The sequence below is a fragment of the Bradyrhizobium sp. USDA 3262 genome (assembly GCF_054060035.1).
Genome location: NZ_JBSSCT010000001.1, coordinates 8,274,691 through 8,300,893 on the forward strand (window position 1 = coordinate 8,274,691; position 26,203 = coordinate 8,300,893).

At 64.8% G+C, this 26,203-nt stretch carries 21 protein-coding genes and 1 pseudogene; 11 read left to right on the forward strand and 11 right to left on the reverse strand.

Features of this window, described 5'->3' with window-relative positions; translation table 11 throughout:
• Positions 1 to 4: 4 nt before the first annotated feature.
• The 3 genes from ACVWYP_RS39075 (at position 5) to ACVWYP_RS39085 (ending at position 3,233) form a co-directional block, all read left to right on the forward strand.
• Positions 5 to 964, forward strand: coding sequence for a class I SAM-dependent methyltransferase (locus ACVWYP_RS39075; protein ID WP_304497048.1), 960 nt, complete (start codon positions 5 to 7; stop codon positions 962 to 964).
• Between the two features lie 27 nt (positions 965 to 991).
• Positions 992 to 2,332 carry an LLM class flavin-dependent oxidoreductase gene (locus tag ACVWYP_RS39080; protein ID WP_304497049.1) on the forward strand — a complete coding sequence of 447 codons (1,341 nt, stop codon included), beginning with the start codon at positions 992 to 994 and terminating at the stop codon, positions 2,330 to 2,332.
• A gap of 79 nt (positions 2,333 to 2,411) precedes the next feature.
• Complete coding sequence (locus ACVWYP_RS39085; RefSeq protein WP_253606991.1) at positions 2,412 to 3,233, forward strand: MetQ/NlpA family ABC transporter substrate-binding protein; 822 nt, start codon at positions 2,412 to 2,414, stop codon at positions 3,231 to 3,233.
• Here the strand turns inward: ACVWYP_RS39085 and ACVWYP_RS39090 are convergent.
• Positions 3,230 to 3,988: an SDR family NAD(P)-dependent oxidoreductase gene (locus tag ACVWYP_RS39090; RefSeq protein ID WP_304497050.1), complete on the reverse strand. Its 759-nt coding sequence runs from the start codon at positions 3,986 to 3,988 to the stop codon at positions 3,230 to 3,232. The two genes, ACVWYP_RS39085 and ACVWYP_RS39090, sit on opposite strands and share 4 nt — an antisense overlap.
• Positions 3,989 to 4,069: 81 nt before the next feature.
• A complete protein-coding gene (locus ACVWYP_RS39095; protein ID WP_304497051.1) occupies positions 4,070 to 5,335 on the reverse strand; it encodes an ROK family protein in 1,266 nt (421 codons plus the stop codon).
• Positions 5,336 to 5,576: 241 nt separating this feature from the next.
• Between ACVWYP_RS39095 and ACVWYP_RS39100 the strand changes: the two genes are divergently transcribed.
• From ACVWYP_RS39100 to ACVWYP_RS39120, 5 genes and pseudogenes are all read left to right on the forward strand, one after another.
• Positions 5,577 to 6,542, forward strand: a complete 966-nt coding sequence (locus ACVWYP_RS39100) for a sugar-binding protein (protein ID WP_212055523.1) — start codon at positions 5,577 to 5,579, stop codon at positions 6,540 to 6,542.
• A 64-nt stretch (positions 6,543 to 6,606) separates the two neighbouring features.
• The gene (locus ACVWYP_RS39105) at positions 6,607 to 8,133 is read left to right on the forward strand and encodes a sugar ABC transporter ATP-binding protein (protein WP_304497052.1); all 1,527 of its coding nucleotides are present in this window, start codon (positions 6,607 to 6,609) and stop codon (positions 8,131 to 8,133) included.
• The gene (locus ACVWYP_RS39110; protein ID WP_304497053.1) at positions 8,130 to 9,191 is read left to right on the forward strand and encodes an ABC transporter permease; all 1,062 of its coding nucleotides are present in this window, start codon (positions 8,130 to 8,132) and stop codon (positions 9,189 to 9,191) included. Before ACVWYP_RS39105 ends, ACVWYP_RS39110 begins: the two co-directional genes overlap by 4 nt.
• A gap of 306 nt (positions 9,192 to 9,497) precedes the next feature.
• Positions 9,498 to 10,847, forward strand: a complete 1,350-nt coding sequence (locus ACVWYP_RS39115; protein WP_304497054.1) for a carbohydrate porin — start codon at positions 9,498 to 9,500, stop codon at positions 10,845 to 10,847.
• Positions 10,848 to 10,882: 35 nt separating this feature from the next.
• Positions 10,883 to 11,137: pseudogene (locus ACVWYP_RS39120) on the forward strand (ATP-binding cassette domain-containing protein); the annotation flags it as partial.
• A 171-nt stretch (positions 11,138 to 11,308) separates the two neighbouring features.
• Here the strand turns inward: ACVWYP_RS39120 and arcC are convergent.
• The 8 genes from arcC to ACVWYP_RS39160 form a co-directional block, all read right to left on the reverse strand.
• Positions 11,309 to 12,268: a carbamate kinase gene (gene arcC / locus ACVWYP_RS39125; protein ID WP_016840183.1), complete on the reverse strand. Its 960-nt coding sequence runs from the start codon at positions 12,266 to 12,268 to the stop codon at positions 11,309 to 11,311.
• Positions 12,252 to 13,793 (reverse strand): acyl-CoA synthetase FdrA, encoded by a 1,542-nt coding sequence (fdrA, locus tag ACVWYP_RS39130; protein WP_304497055.1) that lies wholly within the window; start codon positions 13,791 to 13,793, stop codon positions 12,252 to 12,254. Before fdrA ends, arcC begins: the two co-directional genes overlap by 17 nt.
• Positions 13,790 to 15,040, reverse strand: a complete 1,251-nt coding sequence (locus ACVWYP_RS39135) for a YlbE family protein (RefSeq protein WP_304497056.1) — start codon at positions 15,038 to 15,040, stop codon at positions 13,790 to 13,792. The genes fdrA and ACVWYP_RS39135 overlap by 4 nt, the downstream gene beginning before the upstream one ends.
• A gap of 10 nt (positions 15,041 to 15,050) precedes the next feature.
• A complete protein-coding gene (locus ACVWYP_RS39140) occupies positions 15,051 to 15,239 on the reverse strand; it encodes a hypothetical protein (RefSeq protein WP_125459098.1) in 189 nt (62 codons plus the stop codon).
• Positions 15,240 to 15,346: 107 nt separating this feature from the next.
• Entirely contained in the window at positions 15,347 to 16,348 is a 1,002-nt protein-coding gene (locus ACVWYP_RS39145; protein ID WP_304497057.1) for a DUF2877 domain-containing protein, read from the reverse strand.
• Positions 16,349 to 16,379: 31 nt separating this feature from the next.
• Positions 16,380 to 18,914, reverse strand: coding sequence for a branched-chain amino acid ABC transporter ATP-binding protein/permease (locus ACVWYP_RS39150; protein WP_304497058.1), 2,535 nt, complete (start codon positions 18,912 to 18,914; stop codon positions 16,380 to 16,382).
• Positions 18,911 to 19,786, reverse strand: a complete 876-nt coding sequence (locus ACVWYP_RS39155) for a branched-chain amino acid ABC transporter permease (protein ID WP_026193301.1) — start codon at positions 19,784 to 19,786, stop codon at positions 18,911 to 18,913. The genes ACVWYP_RS39150 and ACVWYP_RS39155 overlap by 4 nt, the downstream gene beginning before the upstream one ends.
• Before the next feature lie 40 nt (positions 19,787 to 19,826).
• Positions 19,827 to 20,951 carry an ABC transporter substrate-binding protein gene (locus ACVWYP_RS39160; protein WP_304500389.1) on the reverse strand — a complete coding sequence of 375 codons (1,125 nt, stop codon included), beginning with the start codon at positions 20,949 to 20,951 and terminating at the stop codon, positions 19,827 to 19,829.
• A gap of 295 nt (positions 20,952 to 21,246) precedes the next feature.
• On the opposite strand from ACVWYP_RS39160, the gene ACVWYP_RS39165 reads away from it, so the two are divergent.
• The 3 genes from ACVWYP_RS39165 to ACVWYP_RS39175 all read left to right on the forward strand — a co-directional run bounded on the left by ACVWYP_RS39165 (position 21,247) and on the right by ACVWYP_RS39175 (position 24,340).
• Positions 21,247 to 22,182: a polysaccharide deacetylase family protein gene (locus tag ACVWYP_RS39165; RefSeq protein ID WP_456684316.1), complete on the forward strand. Its 936-nt coding sequence runs from the start codon at positions 21,247 to 21,249 to the stop codon at positions 22,180 to 22,182.
• A gap of 49 nt (positions 22,183 to 22,231) precedes the next feature.
• Positions 22,232 to 23,437, forward strand: a complete 1,206-nt coding sequence (locus ACVWYP_RS39170) for an amidohydrolase family protein (RefSeq protein WP_304497059.1) — start codon at positions 22,232 to 22,234, stop codon at positions 23,435 to 23,437.
• Positions 23,438 to 23,563: 126 nt separating this feature from the next.
• Complete coding sequence (locus ACVWYP_RS39175) at positions 23,564 to 24,340, forward strand: TetR family transcriptional regulator (RefSeq protein WP_304497060.1); 777 nt, start codon at positions 23,564 to 23,566, stop codon at positions 24,338 to 24,340.
• 54 nt (positions 24,341 to 24,394) lie between these two features.
• Here the strand turns inward: ACVWYP_RS39175 and ACVWYP_RS39180 are convergent, their stop codons facing one another.
• The gene (locus ACVWYP_RS39180; RefSeq protein WP_304497061.1) at positions 24,395 to 25,987 is read right to left on the reverse strand and encodes a gamma-glutamyltransferase family protein; all 1,593 of its coding nucleotides are present in this window, start codon (positions 25,985 to 25,987) and stop codon (positions 24,395 to 24,397) included.
• Between the last annotated feature and the right edge of the window lie 216 nt (positions 25,988 to 26,203).

Sequence of the window (26,203 nt, forward strand, 5' to 3'; positions counted from 1 at the left end):
TCCGGTGAACGACGAACTCGTCACGTTCATGCTCGCTTGCCGCGCAACAATGCAAATTCATTTCATCACCGTCGACATAGAGTCTGCCGCAACGCACGCGCCTGACGTCGACGCGCGGCGAGCAACGATGGGTCTCGAAATGCCGCAAACTGTTGGCGACATCAGCCTTGAACACGATACTCCGGAGCTCGCCCGCGCCTATGATGAAGCGGGACTCGTTCAATTTCGCCACGGCAAGTTCCTGATCGGGCCGCTCGCCATCAAGTCCGGCGAGCACGTGCTCGACATCGGGACGGGAACCGGCCGGCTTGCAGAATTCGTGGCCGGACTGGTCGGCCCGGACGGCCACGTGATCGGTATCGACCCACTTGCCGGCCGCATCGAAATTGCGCGCCTTCGGCAGGGGGATAACCTCCAGTTCGCCACCGGGCGCGCCGAAGATCTGTCGGGCTTCGACGACGCGCAGTTCGACGCAGTCTATCTCAACAGCGTCTTCCATTGGATCTCCGACAAGGATCGCGCGCTGCGGGAGATCCGGCGCGTGCTCAAGCCCGGCGGCCGCCTCGGATTGAATGTGCAGGATCCGTCCAGGCCGCACCAGTCGCGCCTTCTGCTTCGTCGCGCCATCGTCGAGGCGGGTCTTGCCGGCGATCGCCAGGACTCCAACCCGGTGCTCGGATCGACCGACGAGGAGCTCAAATCGCTGTTCGCGGCACACGGCTTCGCCGGCTACCGTAGCGAATTGCGCGCGCTGATCGATATCCACGACGATGCCGCATCGCTGCTGCAGTGGTCGGAAGCGAGCGCATTCGGCAATTTCCTCGAAGCGTTCACCCCTCACGAGCGCGACCTGGTGCGACGCACCTTCGCGCGCCTTGTCGAAGAAAAACGCACGCCCGAAGGTTTGAAGCTGGAGCGCTACCTGCGCTTCGCGTTTGCGCACAAGGCGCCGTCCCACCAATAACGATCGGCAGAACTTACGAGATCCGAGATGAGCAAACGACAGCTTTCCCTCAACCTCTTTATCTATCCCGGCGGCCATCACGAGGCGGCATGGCGCTACAAGGGCTCTGCGGCGGATCGCATCCTTGACGTTACCTACTATCAGGAGCTGGCGCAGCGCGCCGAGGCCCAGAAATTCGACGCGATCTTCTTCGCCGACGGCCCCGCGCTGGCCGACAATGTTCGCTACGCACAACGATTCCGGTTCGAGCCGATCACCTGGCTGGCCGCAATCGCCGTCGCCACGAAACGGATCGGCCTGATCGCGACCGCGTCGACGACCTACACCGAGCCTTACAACCTGGCCCGCCTGTTCGCGTCGCTCGATCACCTCAGCGGCGGCCGGGCCGGTTGGAACATCGTCACGACCAGCACGGCGCAGGCGGCGCAGAACTTTGGCTTGCCCGAGCATCCGCCGCACCACGAACGCTACGAGCGGGCGCGGGAATATCTCGATGTCATCACGCGGCTGTGGGACAGCTGGGAAGACGACGCGGTGGTGAACGATCCCGCATCCGGCATTTTCGCCGATACGGGAAAGATCCATCCGGTCGATCACGTCGGAAAGCATTTCCGAGTGCGCGGTCCGCTCAACATCTCGCGGACGCCGCAGGGACGGCCGGTCTATGTCCAGGCGGGCTCGTCCGATGACGGACGCGCCTTTGCCGCGCGCTTTGCCGAAGCGATCTTCACCGCGCATCAGACGCTGGCGAGCGCCCAGGAGTTTTATGCGGGCATCAAGCGGCAGGCACGCGCCTTCGATCGCAGCCCCGATCAGGTCAAGATCCTGCCGGGCATCAGCCCGTTCATCGCCAGCACACAGGCCGAAGCCGACCGGTTGCAGGACGAGTTCAACGAGTTGATCCAGCCGGAATACTCCTTGACCCAGCTTCGCCAGATGATCGGGCTCGACCTCTCCGGCTTCGACCTCGACGGTCCCTTCCCGCGCCACCTGATCGACACCGGTAGCGCCCGCGGGGTCGCCAGCCGTTTCAAGCTCGTGGTCGACATCGTCGATCGCGAGCAGCCGACCATCCGCCAGCTCGTGCAGCGTCTCGCCGGGGCGCGCGGCCACTGGGTGATCGCGGGCCCGCCGGAAAAAATCGCCGACAGCATCCAGACCTGGTTCGAGAACGGCGCGGCCGACGGCTTCAACGTGATGCCGCCCTGGTTACCCGGCGGGTTCGATATCTTCGCCGAGCAGGTCGTGCCGATCCTACGCAAGCGCGGCCTGTTCCGCGATGAGTACGGCGGCACGACGCTGCGCGACCATTACGGACTGAGCCGGCCGCAAAGCCTGTTTTCCGGATCGATCAAGGCGATCGCCTGATCGCCTGACGTGCTCGAAACCGCCGACCTCGCGTCGGCCGAATCGCTGTTTGCCCACAGTCCAAGGATTTGAGAATTCAATGACCACTGCGCGCGTCCTGTTGCTTTCGACCCTGCTCATTCTCGGTGCTCTTACCGGCGCCGCCCTGCATGCGGAGACATCAGCCAAATCCGATCTGAAAGTCGGCTTCGTGCCGGGCCCCTATATCGACGAATTCAAGGTTGGCGTCGCGCCGGAGCTGGAGAAGAAGGGCTACCGTATCCGCTATGTCGAGTTCTCGACCGGGCTGGAAGCCAACAACGCGGTGTTCAAGGGCGAGATCGACGCCAATGTCATGCAGCACACGATCTTCCTGAACTCGTACAACGAGCGGCAGCAGACCGACCTCGTCGGCATCGTCCACGTCCCGACGCCCCCGATGGGGCTCTACTCGAAGAAGCACCCGGTCGGCTCCCCGATCAAGCCCGGCTCGACCGTGGCCGTGCCCAACGATCCCGTCAATCTGCAGCGCGCGCTCTGGATCCTGCGCGATCTCGGTCTCGTCGAGATTCGCGACTCCAAGCCGGTCGATGTCAGCGAACTCGACGTGATCAAGAACCCCGGCGGCATCAAGATTGTGCCGCTGGAAGCGGCACAGGCGCCGCGCGCGCTCGACGACGTTGATTTCGCCGCCATCCAGGGCAACTTCGCAATCTACAGCGGCTTGAAGCTGACCAATGCATTCGCTCTGGAGAAGATGACGACGCCTTATATCAATGTGGTCGCGGTGAAGCAGGCCAATGCAGGCTCACCGTGGGCGCAGGACATCGTCGCCGGCTACAAATCACAGACGTTCAAGACCGCGATCCTGTCGGACCGGTTCTATGACGGGTTTACCCTGCCGGATTACCTGAAGCGCTAGACCCAACCACCATCAACGATATGGCTCTGGTTGGTGCAGGCGCCGCTGTCATCGGCGGCGAAGAACAGCACGACGCGGGCGATGTCATCAGGCACGAGTTTGCGCTTGAGGCATTGGCGCTGCATCAACTCGGCGACGCCTTCAGGCGTCAACCACAGATCCTGCTGCCGCTGGGTCATGATCCATCCGGGCAGGATGGAATTGACCCGTATGTTGTGCGGCCCGAGATCGCGGGCCAGCGCCCGGGTGAGGCCCTGAACGGCTGATTTGGCCGTTGTGTAGCAGGGCATGTTGCCCTGGCCGATCACCCAGCTCACCGAGCCGATGTTGACGATCGAACCGCCCCCTGCCTGCTTCATGTCCGGCGCGACCGCCTGGGCGCTGAAGAACTGGTGCTTCAGATTGACGGCGATCCGCTCGTCCCAGAATTCCGGTGTGACGTCCTCGATCGCGTGACGGTCGTCGCGGGCCGCATTGTTGACCAGGATGGTGACCGGCCCGAGCGCCTCGCGGATGCCGGCGACTGCGCGCCGCAGCGCGCCGATGTCGCGCAGATCGGCATGTTCGAAGTGCACGCGGGCTTGTGCCCCGAGATCGGACAGCAGCTGCTCCGAGGCCGTCAGGTTGATGTCGATGAAGCCGACCCGCGCGCCCTGGCCGATGAACTGACGGACGATCGCCTCGCCAATGCCGGAACCGCCGCCGGTGACCAACACGGTCCGGTCCTTGAGACTTGGATAGATGGCGCCCTGCATTGGCATCCTCTCGATTTTGGCGCCTGAAGGGCGTCGGTTGCGTTGCCGCGGCTCAAGCAAAAGGGCCACGAATCCCGAGGTTCACTCTGCTGTCTCCATGAGGCTGCGGTCGACGACCCGCAGCGTCCGCCGCACCATGCCGTCGACGATGGTCGCCGACTCGCTTGGACGCACATATATCGCCGTGGACTTGAGCAGCCACGGCAGCACCGCCTGGTCGAGCCGCTCTTCATAAGCACTGTGCATCATGTCGAATGCCTGCAGGCCGGGACCTGCGAGGATGACATGATGCGGGCGCAGCACCGATATCGTCGTGGCGACCGCCTCGGCAAGCGCGTGGCCCGCCTGCTGGAACAAGTGCTCGAGGCGGGAATCGCCGCTCCGTGCCCGATCGCGCAGCAGAGCCATCTGCGCCTCGGACGGTTGCTGCGACGCCGCCGGCGGCAGGTCGAGAAAGGTGCGGGCATCGCGGTAAAGCGCATAGTCGGCAAGATGGGCCTCGATGCAGCCGCGCTGACCGCAGCGGCATTGCGGGCCGTTCAGCGCCAACTTGACATGACCGATCTCGCTGCCCGCGCCGGCACCCCAGCGCGCTTCACCGTCGACAATAATGCCCATGCCGACGCCGTGGCCCACCATGATCGTGGCCGTGAGGCCCTGCGCCAGTGCCGGTTCGGCGGCTGCGAGGGACAGCGCGACCGCGACCGCGTCGTTCGCCATCACGACCTCGACACCGAACGCCTGACGGATCGGCTTGGCGAGATCGACGTCGGTGATCGACAACGCCGGGCTCCACAGATGCCGGCCGGTGTCGCCGTCGACGATGCCCTGCAGCGCTATCCCGATTCCGAGCAACCGATGTCGCGGCGTGGCGGTCGCCTCAAGCATGGCGTCGATCTGTGCGATCACGAGCTCGCATAATGCGCCTGCATCGAGCGCGCGCGTCGCGAGTTCAAGTCGCGATTGCGCCAGGGCGGAGCCGCTGAAATCGGCGATCAGTGTCTCGACCAGATTCATGCGCAGCGAGACGGCGATGATGCGGCCAAACTCGGGATTCAGGGTCAACAGGACGGCCGGCCGGCCGCGGCGACGGCCGCTATCCGCATCCTCTTCGTCGGCATCGTCGGGCCACAGCGTCGCCGCATCTGTCTCGGCTTCGCACAGCAGGTCTTCCGCCATCAGCTTCGACGTGATCGCCGAAATGGCCGGGAAGCTCAGGCCCGTGCTGCGTGCAAGCTCGACCCGCGGCAACGGCCCCTGGCGTCGCAAGACCTCGACGAGACGGCCGGGGTTCGATCCGCGGGCCAGGCTCGAAGCACGTCTCAACGGCTCGGACTGCTCGTTCATATTGGCTTTTTTAATTCTCTTGATGAAATTATTCAACGCGGGCTACTCAGATATGGGCCGAAAAGCGCGGACAGAGGCTGAAATGCATCACCATCATACTATAAATGCTTGAAGACGCCGGCATGAACATCCTTGACTGGACATTTTGTCGCGCTAATTTATTAGTTACGTGAATAAAATAAGGCGTGAAAAGCGCCGGGCGTGAAATCCCCTCACCGGGGGTGTCGACAGGGAGGTGCATATGAAGGTCTCAACGAGAGAATTGATCGTGCCGCTCTTGGCGGGCGCTGCCGCGCTCGCGATGGCGACGGGGGTAGCACAGGCACAGCAGAAAAAGACCATCGCGCTGGTGACCAATGTCGCGGCCGACTTCTGGACCATCGCGGGCCGTGGGCTTGAGAAGGCACAGAAGGAGCACCCGGACTACAATATCGAATTGATCGTCACCAATGAAGGGACGGCGGCCGGCCAGCGGCGCGAACTGGACGATCTGCTGGTGCGCGGCGTCGCTGGTATCTCGATCTCGGTCGACGATGCACCGCATGCAACCGAAGAGCTCAACAAGGTTGCGGCCAAGACCGTACTGATCACCACGGACAGCGACGCGCCGCAGAGCAATCGCCTCGCCTATATCGGCACCGACAACGTCGCGGCAGGGCGGCAGGCCGGCGAGGAGATCAAGAAGGCGCTGCCGAACGGCGGCAAGATCGCGCTGTTCGTCGGAACGATGGACGCCGACAACGCCCGCGAGCGGGTGCAGGGCATCAAGGAAGCGATCGCCGGCACCAAGGTCGAGCTGGTCGACGTGTTCACCGACCAGGTGGACTTCGCCAAGGCCAAGGCGAACATGGAGAACGTGCTCGTCAAATATCCCGACATCGCGCTGCTGTCCGGCCTGTGGAGCTACGAGACGCCGCTGATCTATGACGCGGTGAAGGCCGCAGGCAAGGCCGGTAAGGTGAAGATCGTCGGCTTCGACGAGGATCAGCGGACGCTGCGCGGCATTTCCGACGGCACGATCGAATCCACGGTCGTGCAGCAGCCCTACGAGTTCGGCTATCTCTCCGCCACCAACATCATCAAGACGCTGAACGGCGACAAGTCCTGGATTCCGAAGGACAGCAAGTTGATCGTGCCGACCAAGGTGATCAGCAAGACCAACGTCGCGGAGTTCGCCGCACATCTGAAGGAACTGCTCAAGAAGTAACTTCAGTCGGCTTCAACGCCCGGCCGCCACAGGCCGCCGGGCGTTGTGCAGGAGGACATGCCGAATGGCGGAAACGCTGCTGGAGCTCAGCGGAATCAGCAAGACCTATCCCGGCGTCAGGGCGCTCGACGACGTCAATTTGCGCGTCAATCGCGGCGAGGTGCTGGGCCTGATCGGCGAGAACGGCGCCGGCAAATCGACGCTGATGCGCGTGCTCGCCGGCGTGATCGCCCCGAGCGCCGGCGTGATCCGCATCGGCAGCACCGAGCACCCCCGGATGACGGTGACCGAGGCGACGCGATGCGGCATCGCCTTCGTGCACCAGGAGCTGAACCTGTTCGAGAACCTCGATGTCGCCGCCAACGTCTTCATCGGGCGCGAGAAGCTGGCCGGCGGCCCGCTGAAGCTGGTTGACAATGCGCAGATGCATGCCCGCGTGATGCCGCTGCTGGAACGACTGGGCGCCGATTTCACGCCGGGCACGCTGGTCGAGAATTTGTCGATCGCGGAGCGGCAGATGGTGGAGATCGCCAAGGCGCTCTCGATCGACGCCCGCGTCATCATCATGGATGAGCCGACCTCCAGCCTGACGATTTCGGAGACCGAGCGGCTGCTCGAGGTGATCGCCGACCTGAAGGCGCACGGCATCTCGGTGATCTACATCTCTCACCGGCTGGGCGAGATCATGAGCTGCGCCGATCGCGTCGTGGTCTTGCGCGACGGACGCACCGTGGGGGAATTGGCGCGCGACGAGCTCAGCCACGCCGCCATGATCCGGCTGATGATCGGCCGCGACCTGAAGGCGCTGTATACGCCGCCGGCATGCGCGCCACAGCCCGGCGGCTGCGATATCGCCGGCGTCGTGACCACGGCCTTTCCCGACCGGCAGATCGATCTGTCGGTGCGGCGCGGCGAGATCCTCGGCCTCGCCGGGCTCGTCGGCGCCGGCCGCACCTCCCTTGCTCGTGCGGTGTTCGGCGTTGATCCGCTGCTCGGTGGCGAGATCAGGATCGACAACGCCCCGGTCGGCGTCGCCTCGCCGCGTGATGCGATCAGGCAAGGAATCTACCTGGTGCCGGAGGATCGCAAGAAATCCGGCCTGGTGCTGGAACTGCCGATCAGGGAGAACGTGACGCTCGCGAGCCTGCTGGATCATGCGCGGATGTGGCTGGTCAACGGCGCGGCCGAGCGCAGAATCGCCAAAGACCAGGCCAGGCGGCTGTCCATCAAGGCGCCGAGCATCGACATCGAGGCCGTGACGCTGTCCGGCGGCAACCAGCAAAAGGTGGTGCTGGGCAAATGGCTCTCCATGCAGCCGCGCGTGATGTTCTTCGACGAGCCGACCCGCGGCATCGATGTCGGCGCCAAGAGCGAGATCTACGCGCTGATGCGCAGCCTCGCCGACCAGGGCGTCGCGATCGTGATGATCTCCTCGGACATGGAGGAAGTGATCGGCGTCTCCGACCGGGTGGCGGTGATGCATGAAGGCAGTGTCAGCGGCGTGCTCGAGCGCGACCAGTTCAGCGAATACAACGTGTTGAGGCTGGCGGTCGGCCAAGCGCTCGAAACCATGGAGACCGCTGCGCCATGATGAAGAAGGAACTCGGCCTGTTCTTGCTGCTGGCGGTGATCTCCGCCATCACGGGCGCGATCAATCCGGCCTTCCTGTCGTTCGTGAATCTGCTGAACATGGCCAATCTGATCGGACTGTTCGGTGTGTTCGCGCTGGGTGAAGGCCTCGTCATCATCACCGGAGGAATCGATCTTTCGCTCGGCTCGATGTTCGCGCTGCTCGGCGTCATCTTCATCGACCTGCTGACGACGTATCAGGTGCCCTGGCCTTTGGCGCTGCTGCTGGTCCTGATGGGCGGGCTTGCGCTGGGCGGCATCCAGGGCTTCCTGATCACGCGTCTGAAAATGCAGCCCTTCATCGTGACGCTCTGCGGGTTGCTGATCTATCGCGGCGCCGCGCGCTACTACACCAGCGATTCGACGCGCGGCTTCGGCTACGGTGACGAGGCGAGCACGCTGAGCGGCATCGCCTCCGGCAATATTGCGGGCATCCCGAACACCTTCATCTTCCTGATCATCCTCGCGCTGATCCTCGGCGTGCTGCTGCACCGCTCGGTCTACGGGCGCTGGCTTTATGCCGTGGGCAAGAACGAGGAAGCGGCGCGCTTCTCCGGCATCAACACCAACCTCGTGATCGCCACCGCCTATGTCATCAGCGGCGGGCTCGCCGGCGTCTCGACCGTGATGTTCGTGTTCTATACCAACTCGGTCTCTCCGAGCTCGTTCGGCAACTTCTACGAACTCTATGCGATTGCGGCGGCCGTCCTCGGCGGCTGCAGCCTGCGCGGCGGCGAGGGCTCCATTCTCGGAATCGTGCTGGGGACCGCGTTGCTGCAGGTGCTGCAGAACCTCGTGAACATCCTGGGCATTCCCAATTCGCTGAACTTCGCGGTGATGGGAACCGTGATCCTGATCGGCGTGCTGGCGGATCAGCAATTGCAGGCCCGTCGACGGCGCAAGGCTGCGCTGGCTGGCCTCGCCCGCACGGCGCCAAGATCGAAGGAAGGCACAATTCTGCAAGGCGCAGCTCCGCATGGCGCGGCTGCGTTGCCGACGACGACGGGCGATCAGGCATGACAACTCGAAAAGGAAGCACCCGGACCGGGAATATGGTCGCGGCGACTTGAGTAGAGGAACGAGGGGAGGAGTTCGATGCGCAAGATCGATCAAGCTCGCGGCGCTCGTATCCAAACTGGCGTGGGCTGGCCCAGCTGAGCCGCAGGCAGACCCTCGCCGCCGTCTTGAAGAGCTTTGGCGTGCGCGCGGATTCTATCTTTGGTTGACGTCTCAATGTTTTGCAACAACCACGTTCCACGCTGAAGGGCTTTGGGCGGGAACGTGGCACAAAAATAGACAAAGCCGGGGACGCTGGGAGTGCAGAAAATGTCACTTAGGTCTGTAAACACCGCGCGGGCGTGCGGCGTGGGGATCGCGTTGTTATCTCTGTTCAGCGGCGGCGCGCATGCGGCCGATCTCATGACGAAGGCGCCGCCGGTGCCTTACGCGGAGACCGATGATTTCTGGACAAGGCCATATCTGTTCGGCGATCTCGGCAGGACGCAGCTAAAGGAGCGAGGTATCTCGCTGGCCCTGACGCTGGGCGACGAAGCCGTCGGCAACTTGTCGGGCGGCAACAGGAACACCGCGACCCAAGCCGGACAGCTGTTCTTTCAAGCCAAGTTCGATATGGCGAAGCTTGCCGGCATCCAGGGCGGCACGGTCGGCCTCACGCTGGTCGACCGCTTCGGCCGCAACCTGAATGACGAGGCGGGAATTCCGGCTCTGCAACTGACCAACGAAGTGTTCGGCCGCGGCAGTATTCTCCGCCTGACAGAACTCTATTATTCGCAGAAGCTGTTCGATGATCGCCTTGAACTCAAGGGCGGCCGTCTTCCCGTCGGCTCCGACTTCTTCTTTGGTCTCTGCGAGTTCATCAACCTGACCTTTTGCGGCGGCCAGCCCGGCAACATCCAGGGCGGCTACATCTATAACTGGCCGGTGAGCCAATGGGCCGGTGTGGTGCACTACAACTTCGCCAAGGAATGGCAGCTCTCGGTCGGCGTCTACGACGCCAATCCGAACTACCTGACAACGTCGGACTCCGCGACTTACTTCTTGCCCGGTGTCCCTGGCTCGAGCCCGGCCTCAGGCGTGCTGGTGCCGGTCGAGATCGTCTGGGCGCCGAGCGGTCCGTTGAACGGTACCTGGAGATTTGGCGGCTGGTATGACAGCGCATCGACAATTGATGGCGGCCTGCCGGGGATCATTGCAATCTCGCCGGGCACCGGCGGTGTCTCGGACCAGAATCTCGGAGATTCGCGCGGCCGTTATGGCGTCTATGAATCGATCCTGCAGCGGCTGACGGTTGAAGGTCCCAAGGCGCAGGGCTGGTACACCTTCCTCAATACGACCGTCGCCGACCACCGCACGTCGTATCAGGATTATCAGATCGCCTTCGGCTTCAGACACACCGGAACGTTCGCCTCGCGCCCCGAGGACGAAGTCGGCTTTGCGGTCGGCACGACCCATGTCAATACGGCTGCGCTCACGCCCAACGCCGGAGGAAACGAGGTTCCGATCGAAGCCTGGTACGGGTGGCAGGCGACGGGCTGGATGAACCTGAAGTTCGACGCCCAGTATGTGATGCATCCTGGCGGGCGCGGGTACAATGCCGCCGGCGTGAAGACCGACAACGCCTGGATTCTCGGTCTGCGCACGCTGGTGCACTTCTGAGCGGAGGTGGCCAGCATGCCTGAGCGAAGCCAGCCATGATAACCCCTCACGACGCCGGGCTAGCAGTCCTGGAGTTGAAGGGCATCGGCAAGGAGTTCGGCGCCATTCGCGCGTTGCATGGCGTCGACCTCCGCGTGTCGCCCGGCGAGGTGGACGGCCTGATGGGCGACAACGGCGCCGGCAAGTCGGCTCTCGTCAAGATCATTGCCGGCGACTTTCCGCCAAGTCACGGCGAGATCCGCTTTGACGGCAAAGCGGTTCATTTCGCCCGTCCGATCGATGCCCGGTCTCGACGTTGTGACGAAGGACAACGTCGCGGCAATGCTGAACTAGACGCGCAGGCAGCCCGAGCGGAACGGCATGGATCCGGACCTGTGCTCGCGGCCGACCGACATCGATTATCCTGCCGAGCGGATCTCGGCGGCCATCTTCAATGGCGCCGCCATCGCATTTGACGAGCGCTAGGGAACAATGTGCGTCCCGGTCTCGCCGGTCAGCGCGGCCATTGCGCAATTGAGATGGCTGATGATCGCGCGCTTTCCACCACCCTCGAGAAAGCGGATGGCGGCATCGACCTTGGGCCCCATGCTTCCCGGCGGAAAATGGCCCTCGCGATGATAGGCCTTGATCTGCGCCAGGCTGACCTGATCCAGCTCCCTCTTGTCGGGCTTGCCGAAATTGATCGCGACGCGGGGCACCGCGGTCAGGATCAGCAGTTCCTCGATGCCAAGCACGTTGGCGATATGGGCCGAGGTCAGGTCCTTGTCGATCACTGCCGGCACGCCGGTGCGCACGCCCCGTTCGTCGCGGATCACGGGCATACCGCCGCCGCCGCCTGCGATGACGATGGTGCCGCGTTTGACCAATGCGTCGACCAGAGAAATGTCGCAGACATGTTTCGGTTTCGGAGACGGCACGACATGGCGCCAGCCACGTCCGGAGTCCTCGCGCATTTTCCAGTTCAACTCGGCGCTGATGCGCTGGGCTTCCTGCTCGGTGAAAAACGGTCCGACGAACTTGGTCGGATTGGCGAAGGCGGGATCGTTGGCGTCGACCTCGACCTGGGTCAGCAGGCTGGCGACGTGCCGGCCGTTGCCATGCGCGCGCAAGACGTTCTCGATCGCCTGCATCAGAAGATAGCCGATGCCGCCCTGGCTGTGCGCGACGCAGATGTCCATCGACATCGGCGGAATCCGGCTCATCGTCAGCATCTGGCGCATCATGATCTTGCCCACCACCGGTCCGTTGCCGTGGGTGATCACCAGCTCGTTGTCGAGCTCGGCCAGCGGCAGCAGCGCCTCGGCCGTTTGCTGGGCGACGGCCTTCTGCTCGTCCGAGGTGCCGCTGATGTCTTCGGGGTGGACGGCATTGCCGCCGATCGCGATCACGAGACGGCGCGGGACCTCATTGAGTGTTCGCATAGCGCGGCATCCTGACGTCGTTGACGGAAAGAGCGAGAGCGAGATCACAGGCCTGGGCATTCGACGGCGCCACCACGATGCCGGCGTCCTCGAGCAACCTGATCTGAGCCGAACGCACCTGGCGGTCGAGCTCGGTCCCCGTCACCGACGCAACCAGGACCGGCGCGTCATCCGCGCGGCCCGCCACGACGGCCGCAAGATGCGCTGCCGGATTGTCGTGTGCGCCGTATCCGATCACGAGATCGAGCAGGATGACGGCAACCGCGGGATCGACCAGCGCCGCCCGCAACGCATCGTCGCGCACCGAGGGATCGATCATCGGATGCGGCCGGCCCTGGGTGTATTCGTCGGCCCCGAGGTCGACGATGCGGTCCCTCCCCTGCGCCTCCGGGTCGCCGAAATGCGGGACGCCGGGAATGGCGGCATTCGATGCCACCTTGCGGCCGCCCGCGGCAAGGATCACCTGCGCCTCGGCACAGAGGGTGCCGCCGGCGAACAGCCCCTCGATGCGCTGCGCCGCTTTGCGTCGCTGCGGCAAACGCGCAGCCACGGCGGAAGCGTCGAACTTGCCGCCAATGCTCCGGCCGTTGCCGAGGGCTTTCTCGGCCGCCTCCCTCAACGTACCGGCAAAGCGTGCATTTGACGGCAGATCCGCCGAGGCCGCGCCGATGAAGCACACCGTGTAGGGCTTCGAGCTGTTTCCGATCCGGCCGAGCACAGCCCGGGCGACGTCCGGGTGCGGCGGCTTGGAGATGAGCACGACGCGATCGGTCTCGGGATCGGCATCAAGGGCGTCGATAGCCATCAATGTCGTGATGCCGCCGATCTCCTTCTTCAAATCCCGTCCGCCGACGCCGATGGCGTGGGAAATGCCTTCGCCCGCCTCGGACAGCAGGCACGACACCTCCTGCGTCCCGGTCCCGGATGCCCCGATGATCCCGATCCTCCCGCGCTTCAGCCGGTTGGCGAAGGCGAGCGGCGCGCCGCCGATGACCGCCGTGCCGCAGTCCGGTCCCATCATCAAGAGGCCAGCTTCGCGCGCCTGCTGCTTCAGCGACAATTCATCCGCGATCGAGACATTGTCGCTGAACATCAGGACATGAAGTCCGCGGTTCAACGCCTTGCGCGCCTCCGCCGCGGCGAACTCGCCGGGAACGGAGATCAGGGCGAGGTTGGCGGCGGGTGCGGCCTTGACGGCCGCGGCAATGCTGCGCGGCCGCCACGCCGCTTCGCCGCTGCTACTCGTCTTGGGGCGGTCAAGCGCCTTTCGCGCTTCGGCAAGCGCGGCGCGCGCCGCCGCTTCGCTCTCGGCCTTGATCGCGAGGATCAGATCATTGCCCTGCGCGATCACTTCGCCATCGAGCAATCCGGCGTTGCGCAAGATCGCCTGGTTGGACGGCGTGCCCATCATCAGCGCGGCTTCGACGACGCCCGCCGCCGACGCGACCTCGCGCGACAACCGCATCAACGCCACCGAGTCGAGATAGAAGCCCTTGCGAATTTCGTTCAGGACATACGCGCTCATGACACCCCCAGATCTTCCGCAATGGCGAGGACCGCCTGCCGGAAGCAGGCCATCGGCGCCCGCACCACGCCGGCGCCGACCTGGCCGATGCCGGGCTCGCGATGCGCGATGCCGGTGTTGATGACCGGTGCAAGGCCGGTCTCCACCACCAGGCGAACGTCGATGCCGGTCGGCACGCCGGCAAAGTCGAGCGCGGGGATCGTCCATTCCGGATTCTGCCCGACAGTGATTTCGCTCATTGCCCGCGTGAAATTGCCCGCCGACGACGGCGCCCCGGCGCCGATGAAACCGGCAACTGCCGGAGCTGCCGCCATCGCGAAGCCACCAAGCCCGACTGTCTCGACGATCGCGGAGTCGCCCATGTCGGGATTGGCATCCTTGCGCGAATAGCCCGGGAAATAGAGCCCTTCCGGCATCTCCACCGGCGCCGTGAACCAGCGATCGCCCAATCCGCTGACGCGGACCCCGAAATCGGTTCCATTGCGGCACATCGCGGTCACCACCGTCGAACCGCGAATGCCGTTGGCGGGATCGGTCAGCGCCTTGCCCATCGCCATCGCGATGTTGAGAAAGAACTGATCGTTCTGCGCGATGAAGCCTATGCAGCTTGCGAGAACCTCGTTGTCGTTCGAGGTGCGCGCCAGCGCCGACCCGATCTCGCGCAGGAACACGCTGGAGCAGGCCAGGTTGCGCTGGTGCATTTCGTCGCCCATCGAGAGTCCGCGCGCGATGATCGCCTTCAGGTCGATCCCGCCATGCGCGCGGATCGCCCTGGCGAGCACCGGCCCGAATACGTCACGCAGCCAGGCGAGGCGGGCCAGCACGCTATCGTCATTGCCGCCGAAGCGCATGACCTTGCCGAGGCCCTCGTTGATGGCGCAGTAGGCGCGGTTGCCGTATTTGGCGTTTTCGACAACGAACACCGGCATGGAGACCGTGGTCATGCCGGTCATCGGACCGACCGCGCCGAAATGATGGTTGGGGTGGAAGGCGACGGCGCCGCCCGCCGCGAGTTCGAAGGCGGCTCCAAGATCCGGAGCCCAGCCTTCGAACACGATGGCGCCTGCCACCGCGCCACGCATCGGACCGCACATTCGGTCCCACGTGATCGGCGGCCCGGCATGAAGGATCATTCGTTCCTTCAACCCCTCCAGCACGTCGCGCGCCGGAACGATATCGACCAGCCTGGGCTCACCCTCGAGGATGCGTGCCAGCGCCTGCTTGTTGGCGTCTTCGATCAGCTTCATGGCCGTTCTCTCACGTACCGAGCTTGGCGAGCAGTGCCGCCATTTCGGGATCGCCGTCGGCAGGCGGCGTCCAGTCGACCTGCACGACCTCGATGTCGCAATCCCGCAGGTCCTTCACAAAGCCTGCCAGCCCGACGTTCACCACGCTCGGCTTGCTCATCAACAGACGCCCGCTCGGCGTATCTTCCTGCTTGGTCACCACTCGCGGCCTCCCGAGATCCGATGCATCGATCTTAGTAAGAAAGTTTTTACTTTGTCAAACACGCGCAACCTTTCGTCCGAATTCCCGTTGCGTCGCATGATCGTTTAGGCCCGTGCGATTGATCGCGTCGGCGGGCCGTTGCCGGCGAGGCCGGCATGATGCAGCGCGCTGTCGTTGAGCAGCCGGCACTCGATGGCGCGCAACACCATCAGCGCACCTGCAAACGCATCCAGTCCAGAGCTTTGCCCGATCCGCGACAGCGCCGCGACCGCGGACTTGATACGATCCACTCGTCCGCCAATCGTCGCGTCGATGGCTTCATGCAGCGCCGCCGCCGCGAAGCCGAGCACGGCACTGTGCAGGTGGGCAGCACTGATCTCATTGGTCCGACCGAGATGCGCGCGACAGGTCTTCCACAGCGCATCGCGCGTCGCGAGACGGCCGAGGCCGGCGAGCGCGACCAGCGCGCCGCCGATCAAATCGTCGCCGGATGGCGTGAGCCCGGGACCAAGGCCGATCAATTCGACGATCTCCGAGTAGTCACGCGGTACACATCGCTCTCCGCGAAGCCCGGCCTCGATCAATCGCCTAAGCGCGGCGAGCCCCGGCGCCGCGGCAACGAGCACGCGAGACGGCCTTGCGGGCGGTTGCACGCCACCCGACGCGGCGAGCCCCTGCTCGACCGGCAAGCGACGCCATTCCTGATCGACCATCGCAAGCCCTGCCCGCAAACTGTCGAGCGTCCAATCCGGCGACGGCGGCGGCGCCCATACGGAAGCCGTCTCGAAACCGGCAAACCGCATACCGTCGACGAGCAGCATCCTGTCGACGATCGCAACCTCTTGTCCGGGAACGAGCAGCCGCGGTTCGATCCCGGTGCACAGAAGATGCAGCGGGCCGGAGCCGAGGTCCGTGACACCGATGCAGATCCAGCGATCGTCGAGCACCGCATAAAGGCTGCGCTCGAACACCGCCGCAATGCGGCCGCGCCGTCCGCTGCGGAGCGCGCGGCGCGCCAGCACGCCGACCTCGATCACGGCACCGCCGTCGTATCGTTCAGACACGGGCGCGCCGGGCAGGTCGCGAACCGTATTGCCTGGCCGCATCACACCGATCTCCCGCTGCGCAACCATGGCGTCAGGACGCGAGCACTGCGGTTCGCGGCACGCTACTCCCGTGAGCCTCTCCGCCGAGATAGGCGGCTTCAAGCGAGGGATCCTCCGCGATGATTTCGGCCGCGCCGCTCTTCAAGATGGCGCCGGTCTCGAGCAGATAGGCCCTGTCGGCAAGCGCAAGGGCTTGCCCGGCCATCTGGTCGACCACGATCAAGGTCATCCCCTCGACGCGAAGCTGCTCGAACGACGCAAACAGCTCGTCGACGACAAGGGGCGCCAGTCCAAGCGACGGCTCGTCAAGCATGAAGACCTTGGGCGCGGTCAGGAGCCCACGCGCGACCGCGAGCATCTGCTGCTCGCCGCCCGACAAAAGGCCCGCGCGATGATGGATGCGTTCCTTCAGGCGCGGAAAGCGGGCAAACATCGCGTCGATCTCCGCGTCGAGATCGAGGCCCTTGCGTGCGAAAGCGCCGAGCTGCAAGTTCTGCCGCACCGTCAGCTCGGGAAACACCTGCCGTCCTTCGGGCACCAGCACGATGCCTGCCCTGGCGCGGATATGCGCCGGCATCTTGTCGACGCGGGCGCCGGACAGCCGAATCGCTCCGACCGACCGCGGTGGTTCGAGGCCGGCAATCGAGCGCATCAGGGTGGTTTTCCCTGCTCCGTTGGCACCGAGTACGGCGATGGCCTCGCCGGGGGCGACGGCAAGGTCGACCCCACCGAGCGCCCGCGACAGGCCATAGAAGGCATCGAGCGTGCGGACTTCGAGCGCCGTGCCTTGTTTCGCCGGGCGCGGCGCGCGGCGCCGCTCACCCGACGGCGCGTCGCCGAGATAGGCCTTGCGGACCAGCGGATCGTTGCGGATCGCCGCCGCATCGCCGATCGCGATGCGCTTGCCGCCATCGAGAACGACGATGAGGTCGCTCAGCGACATGATCATCGGCATGTCGTGCTCGACGATGATGACCGCGATCCCGGTCTCCGCGATGCGACGGAGCAGAACCGTCAGCCGCTGCTTGTCGCCCTTCGAAAGACCCGCGGCCGGCTCGTCGAGCAGCAGGATCTTCGGGCGTAAAGCGAGCGCCCTCGCGATCTCGACCAGTCGCTTCTCGCCATGGGGCAGCGAGTCCGCGCGTCTGCTCAAATCGCCGTCGACACCGGCAAAGCGCAACAGCGACCGCGCAAGGCGCTCCTGCGCGTCATTGTGCAGCGCCGACACGATGTTGCCGAGCTTGCCCGCCGTCGCCGCCAGCAGGACGTTCTCGATGATCGAGAGCGAGCCGAATAGCTGCGTCGTCTGGAACGTTCGCGCCACTCCGACACGCGCAAGCCGGTGCGACGGCAAACCGGTGACGTCGCGGTCGCCAAGCTTCACGGTGCCGGATTTCGGACGGTAGAAGCCGCAAAGCAGATTCAGCGCGCTGGTCTTCCCCGCACCATTGGGGCCGATGACGCTGGTCACCGTGCCGGGTTCGGCGGTAAACGAGACGTCCTGCACGGCGCGGACACCGCCGAACGAGATCGAGAGATTTGTGACGTCAAGACGCGACGCGCTGCTGGTCCCGATGCCGAGGTCGGCGACCGGCTGGACGCCCATTGCGCCCGTATCGGCCTTCGATCCCGTCGGCAGGAACCTTGCCGCAAATTGCTCGATCAGCCCCATGATGCCAGAGGGCGCGAGCCGCAGCACGGCGAAAAGCAGCACGCCGAAGGCAAGCAGACGATACTCCGCGAGTTCGGACAGCATTTCCGGCAGCAGCACGACGAGCGCCGCCCCGATCACCGGCCCCAGCGCCGAGCCGGCGCCGCCGACCATGACGCCGAACAGCAGCAGGATCGATTGCAGAAAGGGGAACGAACTCGGACTGATATAGCCCTGGAGGGGCGCAAACAGCGCTCCCGCCAACGCCATCGCTGCGGCCGAGATGATGAACGCCACGGTGCGGACCCGCACGAGATCAATGCCGATCGAGCGCGTCGCAACCTCGGTGTCGCGGGCGGCACGCATGGCGTAGCCCCAGCCGCTCCGCTTCAAGCGCTCGAACAGGATGAGGCCGGCGAACACCAGCACGATGCCGGCGATCGCCAAATGCCGCTCCGACAGCGGAAAGCCGAACACTTCCGGCGGCGCGGTCAGGATCAGGCCGTTGCCGCCGCCCGTGAGGTCGCGCCACTCGATCGTGCCGTGTTCGACGATGAAGCCGAAGGCGATCGTCACCATCGCGAGATATGGACCTCGCACGCGCAAGGCCGGCATGACGAGCAGACCACCGACGACGCTGACAAGGGCAATCGCGGCAGCCGTCGCCGCAAGATAGGGCCACCCCGCCTTCTCCATCAGGAGTACGGTCGTGTAGGCCCCGATCGCCATGAAGCCGATGTGGCCGAGCGAGATCTGCCCCGCCAGACCGAGCAGCACGTTGAGGCCGATACAGGCGATCGCCGTCAGCGAGATGGTCGCGACCAAGAACACGCCGTAGCTGTCGGCAACGGCGGCATAGAGGATAGCGGCCGCGAGTGCCGCGACGGCGACGAGAATAGAGACGCGAGAGGTCATACCTTTTTCACTCCGGCTCGGCCGAGCAGCCCGTGGGGGAGGACGACAAGGATCGCGATCACCGAGGCGAATGTGATGATCTGGGTGTAGACCGATCCCAGGTAATTGGTCGCGAACACCTCGATCAGGCCGAGACAGAGCCCGGCCAGCATCACGCCCCAGGCGCTGCCGAGGCCGCCGATGATCGCCGCCGCGAAGGCCTTGATGCCGAACAGCGTGCCCATTTCGGAGGACACGTTGAACAGGGGCGCGATCAGCAGCGCCGCAACCCCGGCCAGCATCGCCGAGACCGCGTAGCTTGCCGCGATGGCGCCGCTGACGTTGATGCCCATCAGCCGGGCGGCGTTCGGGTTCTGGACCACCGCGAGCATGGCGACGCCGTGGCGCGTTCGGCGACTGAGCAGATGAAGTGCCAGCGCCAGCAGCAATCCGACCACGGGAATCAGGAGCTGCAACGGATAGACCCCCGCGCCCTCGACGATCTGGATCGGCTTGGCCGCCAGGACGGACGGAAAGCTGCGCGGCTCCTTGCCGAAGACGAACATCATCACGTTGTCGACGATGATGCCGACCGCAACGGTCGCCATCAGCCAGTTGTCGGAGCCGCGCTGCACGAACGGCCGGACGGCAAAGCGCTCAATCAGCAGGCCATAGAGCGCGCAGACGAGCAGAACGGCGGGAATGCCGGCCGCGGCCGGCCATCCCCACAGCACGAGGAAGAAGTATCCGGCAACGGCTCCCAGGGTCATCGAGCTGCCCTGGGAGAAATTGACCGTGCCGGAGACGGCGTAGGTGACGTGGAAGCCAAGCGCAAGCAGCCCGTACATGCTCCCGAGCGCCAGTCCTGTTATCACCGCGGGAAGAAATGACATCGATGACTACCCTGCTTGTTTGTCGGACGATCTCGCGCGGTCAGTTCCGCGCGAACGGCATGATGTGGTTGTCCTCGAACCGCGCCCAGATGTAGTCCCCCGCCGTCAGCGCATCGTGCTTGTCCTGCGCGAACGGCTTCTCATAGGTCTTGATCAAGCCGTCCACGCGGTCGATGGCGTAGAAACCGTCACGGACGGCGGTCGGTTCGGTGCCACCGGCCTTTTCGATTGCTCGCGCAATGACCAGGATGGAATCGTAGGCGTTGGCGACGCCAACCGCCGGCGTCACGTCCGCGGGACCCTTGATGTCCGAATACTTCGCCTGCAAGGCCGACATCACCCGCTTGCCGACCGGCGACAGGTTCCCGAAGAAGCTGTAGGTCTGGACGAAAATCACGTGCTCCGCGCTCGGCCCGGCGAGCTCGGTGAAGCGGCCGCCGGCCGGCCCCCAATGCGAAACGATCGGTGGCGCCCAGCCCATGCGGTCGAGCGATTTCACCACCTGGGAGGACGGTCCGACATTGCCGACCAGGTAGAGCGTATCGGCGCCCGCCTGCTTCAGCCGCGACAGCTGGGAAACGACATCGACGTCGTTGCCTTCGAACTTCTCGACGCCGGCAGGCTCAATTCCTGCGGCCTTCAATGCCGCCTTCAGGCCATGCTCGTTCGACTCGCCCCAGGGATTGTTGACCAAGATGAGCCCGGGCTTTTTCGCATTGTAGGTCTTGCGCGAGAACTGGACGATCGCCTTGTCGACCTCATCGTCCATGGCCGAGACGCGGAACACGTAGTTGGACGGCGCGCCGTTCCGCGTGATGTTGGTCCCGGCGGCCCACGGCACGACGAACGGCACCTTGACGTTGTTGACGAACGGCACGATGGCAAGCTCGACCGGCGTGTCGAGGCCGCCGACCAGGACCGCGACCTTCTCGCGCTGAATCAGCTCGCGCGCGGCGATCAGCCCTTTCGCCGGATTGCTCTCGTCGTCGCGGCGGACGAGCTCGAGCGGACGTCCAAGCACGCCGCCCTTCGCATTGATTTCCTCGATGGCGATCGTCGCTCCGCGGGTCAGCGCCTCGCCGGCGCGCGCCGACTGCCCCGACAGGGCGGTCACCAGGCCGATCTTGATCGGTTCGGCCGCGCGCGCGCCAGACGTGAACGGCAACGCGGCCAGCAGGATCGTCGCTGCGGCGTGCCAAACCGGCCAACGACGCGCAGGTCCGGACGAAACTATGCTCCTGAAGTTCATCTTCGGTGTTCCTCCGCTGATGGCGGCCTCGGCATCGAAGCCGCCAGTTCCTCCGCTGCCGCTTATGCGCGGACTTGACGGAAGTAAAAACTTTCTTCAAAAATATTCCGATGTCAAGCGAGCGATCAGCCGCGCGGAGAAAATTCCGATGGACCCAAGGAATGTCGAGGCCCGCGACGTGTTGATCTCGATCGCGGAAGATGGCGACCGCCTGTCGCGCGGGGAAGCGGTACTGCGCTCGGATTCTGTCAGACCGGCCCTCGCCGCTCACGGACGCTATCGCTACAGCGCGATCGGGCAACGCCCTGATTTCAATTGGCCGCAAGGGCGGCGGCTTGCCGTCTATGTCGGTCTCAACCTCGAGCATTTCGCATTCGGCGACGGGCTCGGTGCCGAGCTCTGCCCCGGCGGTCCGCATCCGGACGTCCTCAACTACGCCTGGCGCGACTATGGCAATCGTGTCGGCGTGTGGCGCCTGATCGAGCTGTTCGACGAGCTGGAGCTGCCGCTGTCGGTGCTCGCAAACAGCAGCATCTATCACTACTGCCCTGAAGTCATGGAGGCATTTCGCGCCCGCGGCGACGAAATTGTCGGTCACGGCCACACCAATTCCGAGCGCCAGGGTGTGCTCGCGCCCGACCAGGAGCGTCAATTGATCGCGGAAGCGACCGATGTCATCGCGCGTGCCGAAGGGCGGCCGCCGCGCGGCTGGCTAGGGCCCTGGATTTCGCAATCACAGGTCACACCCGATCTGCTGGCCGAAGCAGGCTACGAGTACCTGCTCGACTGGTGCATGGACGATCAGCCGGTGTGGTTCTCGACGCGGAACGGCGGCCGCATCCTTTCAGTGCCCTATCCGCAGGAGTTGAACGATATCCCCTCGATCGTCGGTCGCAAGGACTCCGGTGAGCAGTTCGCCACCATGATCACCGACACGTTCGAGGAGATGCTGGCACAATCGAAAAGGCAGTCGCTCGTCATGGGAATTGCGCTGCACCCCTATCTGGTCGGCCAGCCGCACCGCCTGCGTCCGCTGCGCCGCGCCCTGCAGACAATCCTGGCGCGGCGTGACGATATCTGGATCACTACTGCCGGAGGAATAGCCGCGTTCTCGCGCGCGCTACCCGACGGCATCGTCCCAACATGACAAATCGGGACCCGATCGCCTCGCCGTTGCAACGAACCGGAGACGACCAGTGAGCACTGCCGACACGCTGTTTCGAAACGCCCGACTGGTCGATGGGCGCACCGTCGATATCGCCGTGCGCGATGGCCGCATCACCTCGATCGTGTCGCAATCGCCGGTCGCGGCCGGCGAAACCCTTGATCTGGCCGGACGCCTGGTGTTGCCGGGGCTGGTCGATGGTCATATCCATCTCGACAAGGGCTTCGTCGGCGACGATTGGAAGTCCCACCGCCCCTGCACCGCCGGTTTCAGCGTGCGCGAGCGCGTCAAGTTCGAAAAGGAGGCGCTTGCCGGCGCCAGGCCGATTGCGGTGCGGGCGGCGGCGCTGATCGACCTCTGCGTCACGCACGGCACGACCCAGATGCGCAGCCACGTCGATATCGACCTTCAGGTCGGGTTGCGCAATCTCGAACAGGTCATGGCGGCGCGCGACGCGCACCGCGACAAGGTGTCGGTCCAGATCGTCGCCTTTCCGCAAAGCGGCATCGTGACGTCGCCGGGCGTGGCCGGACTGCTCGACGAGGCGGTTCGCGCCGGCGCGGACCTGGTCGGCGGCCTCGATCCGGCGGGTTACGATGCCGACATCGACGGGCATCTCGACGTCATCTTCGGCATTGCCGACCGGCGCGGGGTCGGCATCGACATTCACCTGCATGACGGCGGCTTGCTCGGTATCTTCGAGATCGAGAACATTGCACGCCGGACGAAGGCCCTCGGGCTCGGCGGCAAGGTCACGATCAGCCATGCCTATGCGCTCGGCGAGGTGCCGCGTGACGTCGTTCAGCGCACCGCGCAGCTGCTCGCCGAGGCCGGGGTCGCGATTTTGACCAACGCGCCCGGAGCGCATGCGTTTCCGCCGGTGCTGCTGCTGCGCGATGCCGGCGTCAATGTGTTCGCCGGCAATGACAACATCCGCGATTCCTGGTGGCCCTATGGCGACGGCGACCTCCTGGAGCGCGCCATGATCGTCGGCTACCGCTCCGGCTTCAACACGGATGCCGACCTGGCTGCCGCCTTCAACATGGTAACCACCAACGCCGCGCGGGCCCTCGGCCTCCCGGACTATGGGGTGGCCAAGGGTGCGGCGGCGGACTTCGTCGTGCTCGACGCCCAGCACGTGCAAGAGGCCGTGGTGGCCCGGCCCAGGCCGCGCGACGTCTACAAGAATGGCCGCCTTGTCGCGCATGGCGGCACGATCGTGACGGCGGCGTGCTGATGTGGATGTGGAGACCGGAACATCGGGAAGGTTACCCCTTGACGAGCCACCGCAATAGCGATCTCAATCCCGCGAGCCTGCGCGGCAGGGCCCCGCATCCCGTTGAACATGATGGGCGGGGACATATTGTCCGCGCTGGGCTCGTACAACCTGAGAAAAGCTTGTCCCGTGACTGAAACGACAGCATCGACCAATCCGGCCCGCAGCGCCACGCGCGGCAGACGGGCACGCGATTCAGCGTTGACGAAGGAAGCGATCCTGCACGCCGCGACGTTCGAGTTCTGCCGCAACGGCATTGGCGGGGCTCGGGTTGAAGCCATCGCGAAGCGCGCCAAAGCCAACATGCGGTTGCTGTACGCCTATTTCGGCGACAAGAACGGCCTTTATCTCGCCGTGCTCGAACACGTCTACACAGAGATCCGCGCGGCCGAACAGCAACTCAAGCTCGACGACCTCGATCCGGTCGCGGCCATGCGCGAGCTGATCAACTTCACGTTCAGCTTTTTCGGGGCGCACCAGAACTATATTGCCCTGATCAACAATGAGAACCTGCAGCGCGGGCGCAACCTGCGCAAATCGCGCAAGATCGCCGACCTCACGCTGCCCTTGGTCGCGAGCATCGAAAACATCCTTCGCCGGGGCCTAGCGGTCGGGCTGTTCCGCAGCGACGTCGATCCGGTTCAGCTCTACGTCACGATCACGGCCATGAGCTATTTTCATGTCTCCAACCGCTACACGCTGTCGGCGATGTTCGACAAGGATCTGGGAGAGCCGGACTGGCTGGAGAAGCGTCGCCACCACGCGCTGGACGTGATCATGACCTGGTTGACGGCGACGGCGGCCGCAAGCGAGGGAAAACGGAAACCGCCCGCAACCAGAACACCGGCCGGCGCCGCACGCTAACTCGCGCGCGGCAAATTCCGAACAGCCTCCGGGTGGGCGCTAAGGGTGCTCGCGTCACCGGGCAGCGACGACGCCGTCGCTGCGGGGATCGCTGGCGCCCTCGAGCAGTCCATCCGGGTGCCAGACGATTGCGCCGGCGTGGCCCATGAATTCCTCGAACGCCCCGACCACCTGGATGTCGTGGCCGAGCGCCCGCAGCGCGTCGACGACGGCAGGATCGAAACGCGATTCGATCTTGAGATTGTTGTTCTCCTCGCCCCATGTGCGACCGAGCAGCCAGCGCGGCGCGGTCACTGTCGACTGAAGGTCCTGACCGTGCAACGCGTAGCGTGTGAAGATCGCCGCCTGGGTTTGCGGCTGCCCTTCGCCGCCCATCGTGCCGTAGGACAACAGCCGGCCATCGCTGAGTTCAGCCATTGCGGGCTGAATGGTGTGGAACGGCAGCCGCCCAGGTTCCAGGCAGTTGATGTCGGTCTCGGCGAGACCGAAGCTCGTCCCACGGTTCTGCCAGGTGACCCCGCTTTGGGGCAGGATGACGCCCGAGCCAAACTCCCAATAGATGCTCTGAATGAAGCTGACGCTAAGACCGTTCCGGTCGGTCGCAGCGAGCCAGACCGTATCGCCCTGGGCCGGCGGGTCAGGCCAGCGCGCTGCATGATCGACGGCGACGGTCTTTTCGAGCGCCGCAATGGACTCGTCGGTGAGAAACCCAGCAGCCGACCGCGCCATGTAGTCGGGATCGGTCACGTAGCGATTGCGGATGCGGAACGACGCCTTCGTGCTCTCGACCAGCCGGTGCAGATGATCGACCCCGTCCGCGTCCCTCGCCATGCGCCGGGCATAGAGCGCGAGAATCAACAGCGAGGCCAGGCCCTGCGTCGGCGGCGGCATGTTGAACACCTTGTGCCCCGCCACATCGACCGACAGCGGCGTCACCAGTGATGCTTGATGCTGCTCCAGATCGGATAGGCGGAGCGGGCTGCCGAGCCGTTCGAGATCAGCCGCCATCGACCGCGCCAGGTCGCCGCGATAGAAATCGGAAAGGCCGGCTTGCGCCAGCTGCCGCAACGTGTCTGCCACGCGCGGCTGCCGCAACCGCGTGCCGACCGCAAGCGGAGCGCCCTGCGGCAGATAGACTTCGGCAAAGCCAGGCACATCCTGCAGTTCAGCGCGCTTCTTCGTGGTGTTGTCGTGCAAGGTCTGGGTCACGGCGACGCCATCGGCGGCATAGCCGATCGCAGGTTCGAGCAGCCGCGACAACGGCATGCGCCCCCCATGGCGATCGCGGCTGAGCTCATGGGCCTTCTGCCAGCCATCGACGGTCCCGGCAGCGGTGAGTGCCGCGAGCGGTCCGCGGCTTGGGATGGTGCTGCAGCCATGCTCGCGATACCAGGCGCGGCTGGCGGCCTTCGCCGACCGTCCGCACGCCTGGATTCCGACGGGCGAAGAGCCCGCCCGGCCGACCAGCCAGAAGCTGTCGCCACCAAGGCCGTTCATATGCGGATAGACCACCGCGATCGTGGCGGCGGACGCAATCATCGCCTCGACCGCATTGCCTCCCTCGGAAAGGACGGCGAGCCCGGCCTGCGCCGCAAGGTGATGCGGCGCGGTCACCATTCCGCTATAGCTTCGCTTGGTCTGCAGCATGAACGCGTTCTCCGAAAACTGCAGTTTGTAATAATATTCTTACTTACATTGTCAAGCGGCCGTCGCCTGGCTGCGGCGGCGCGAACGCTCTGCTGGCGGGGTGCCGCGCGAGGTGGATCGAGGCGAAAGCGGAAATCGGCCGCGCAAAGCTGCGTGTCAGCGGCAGCGGGCGGGTCGCCGGATTCCCGGAGGTCCTGAATCTGTTCCGAAAGAGAT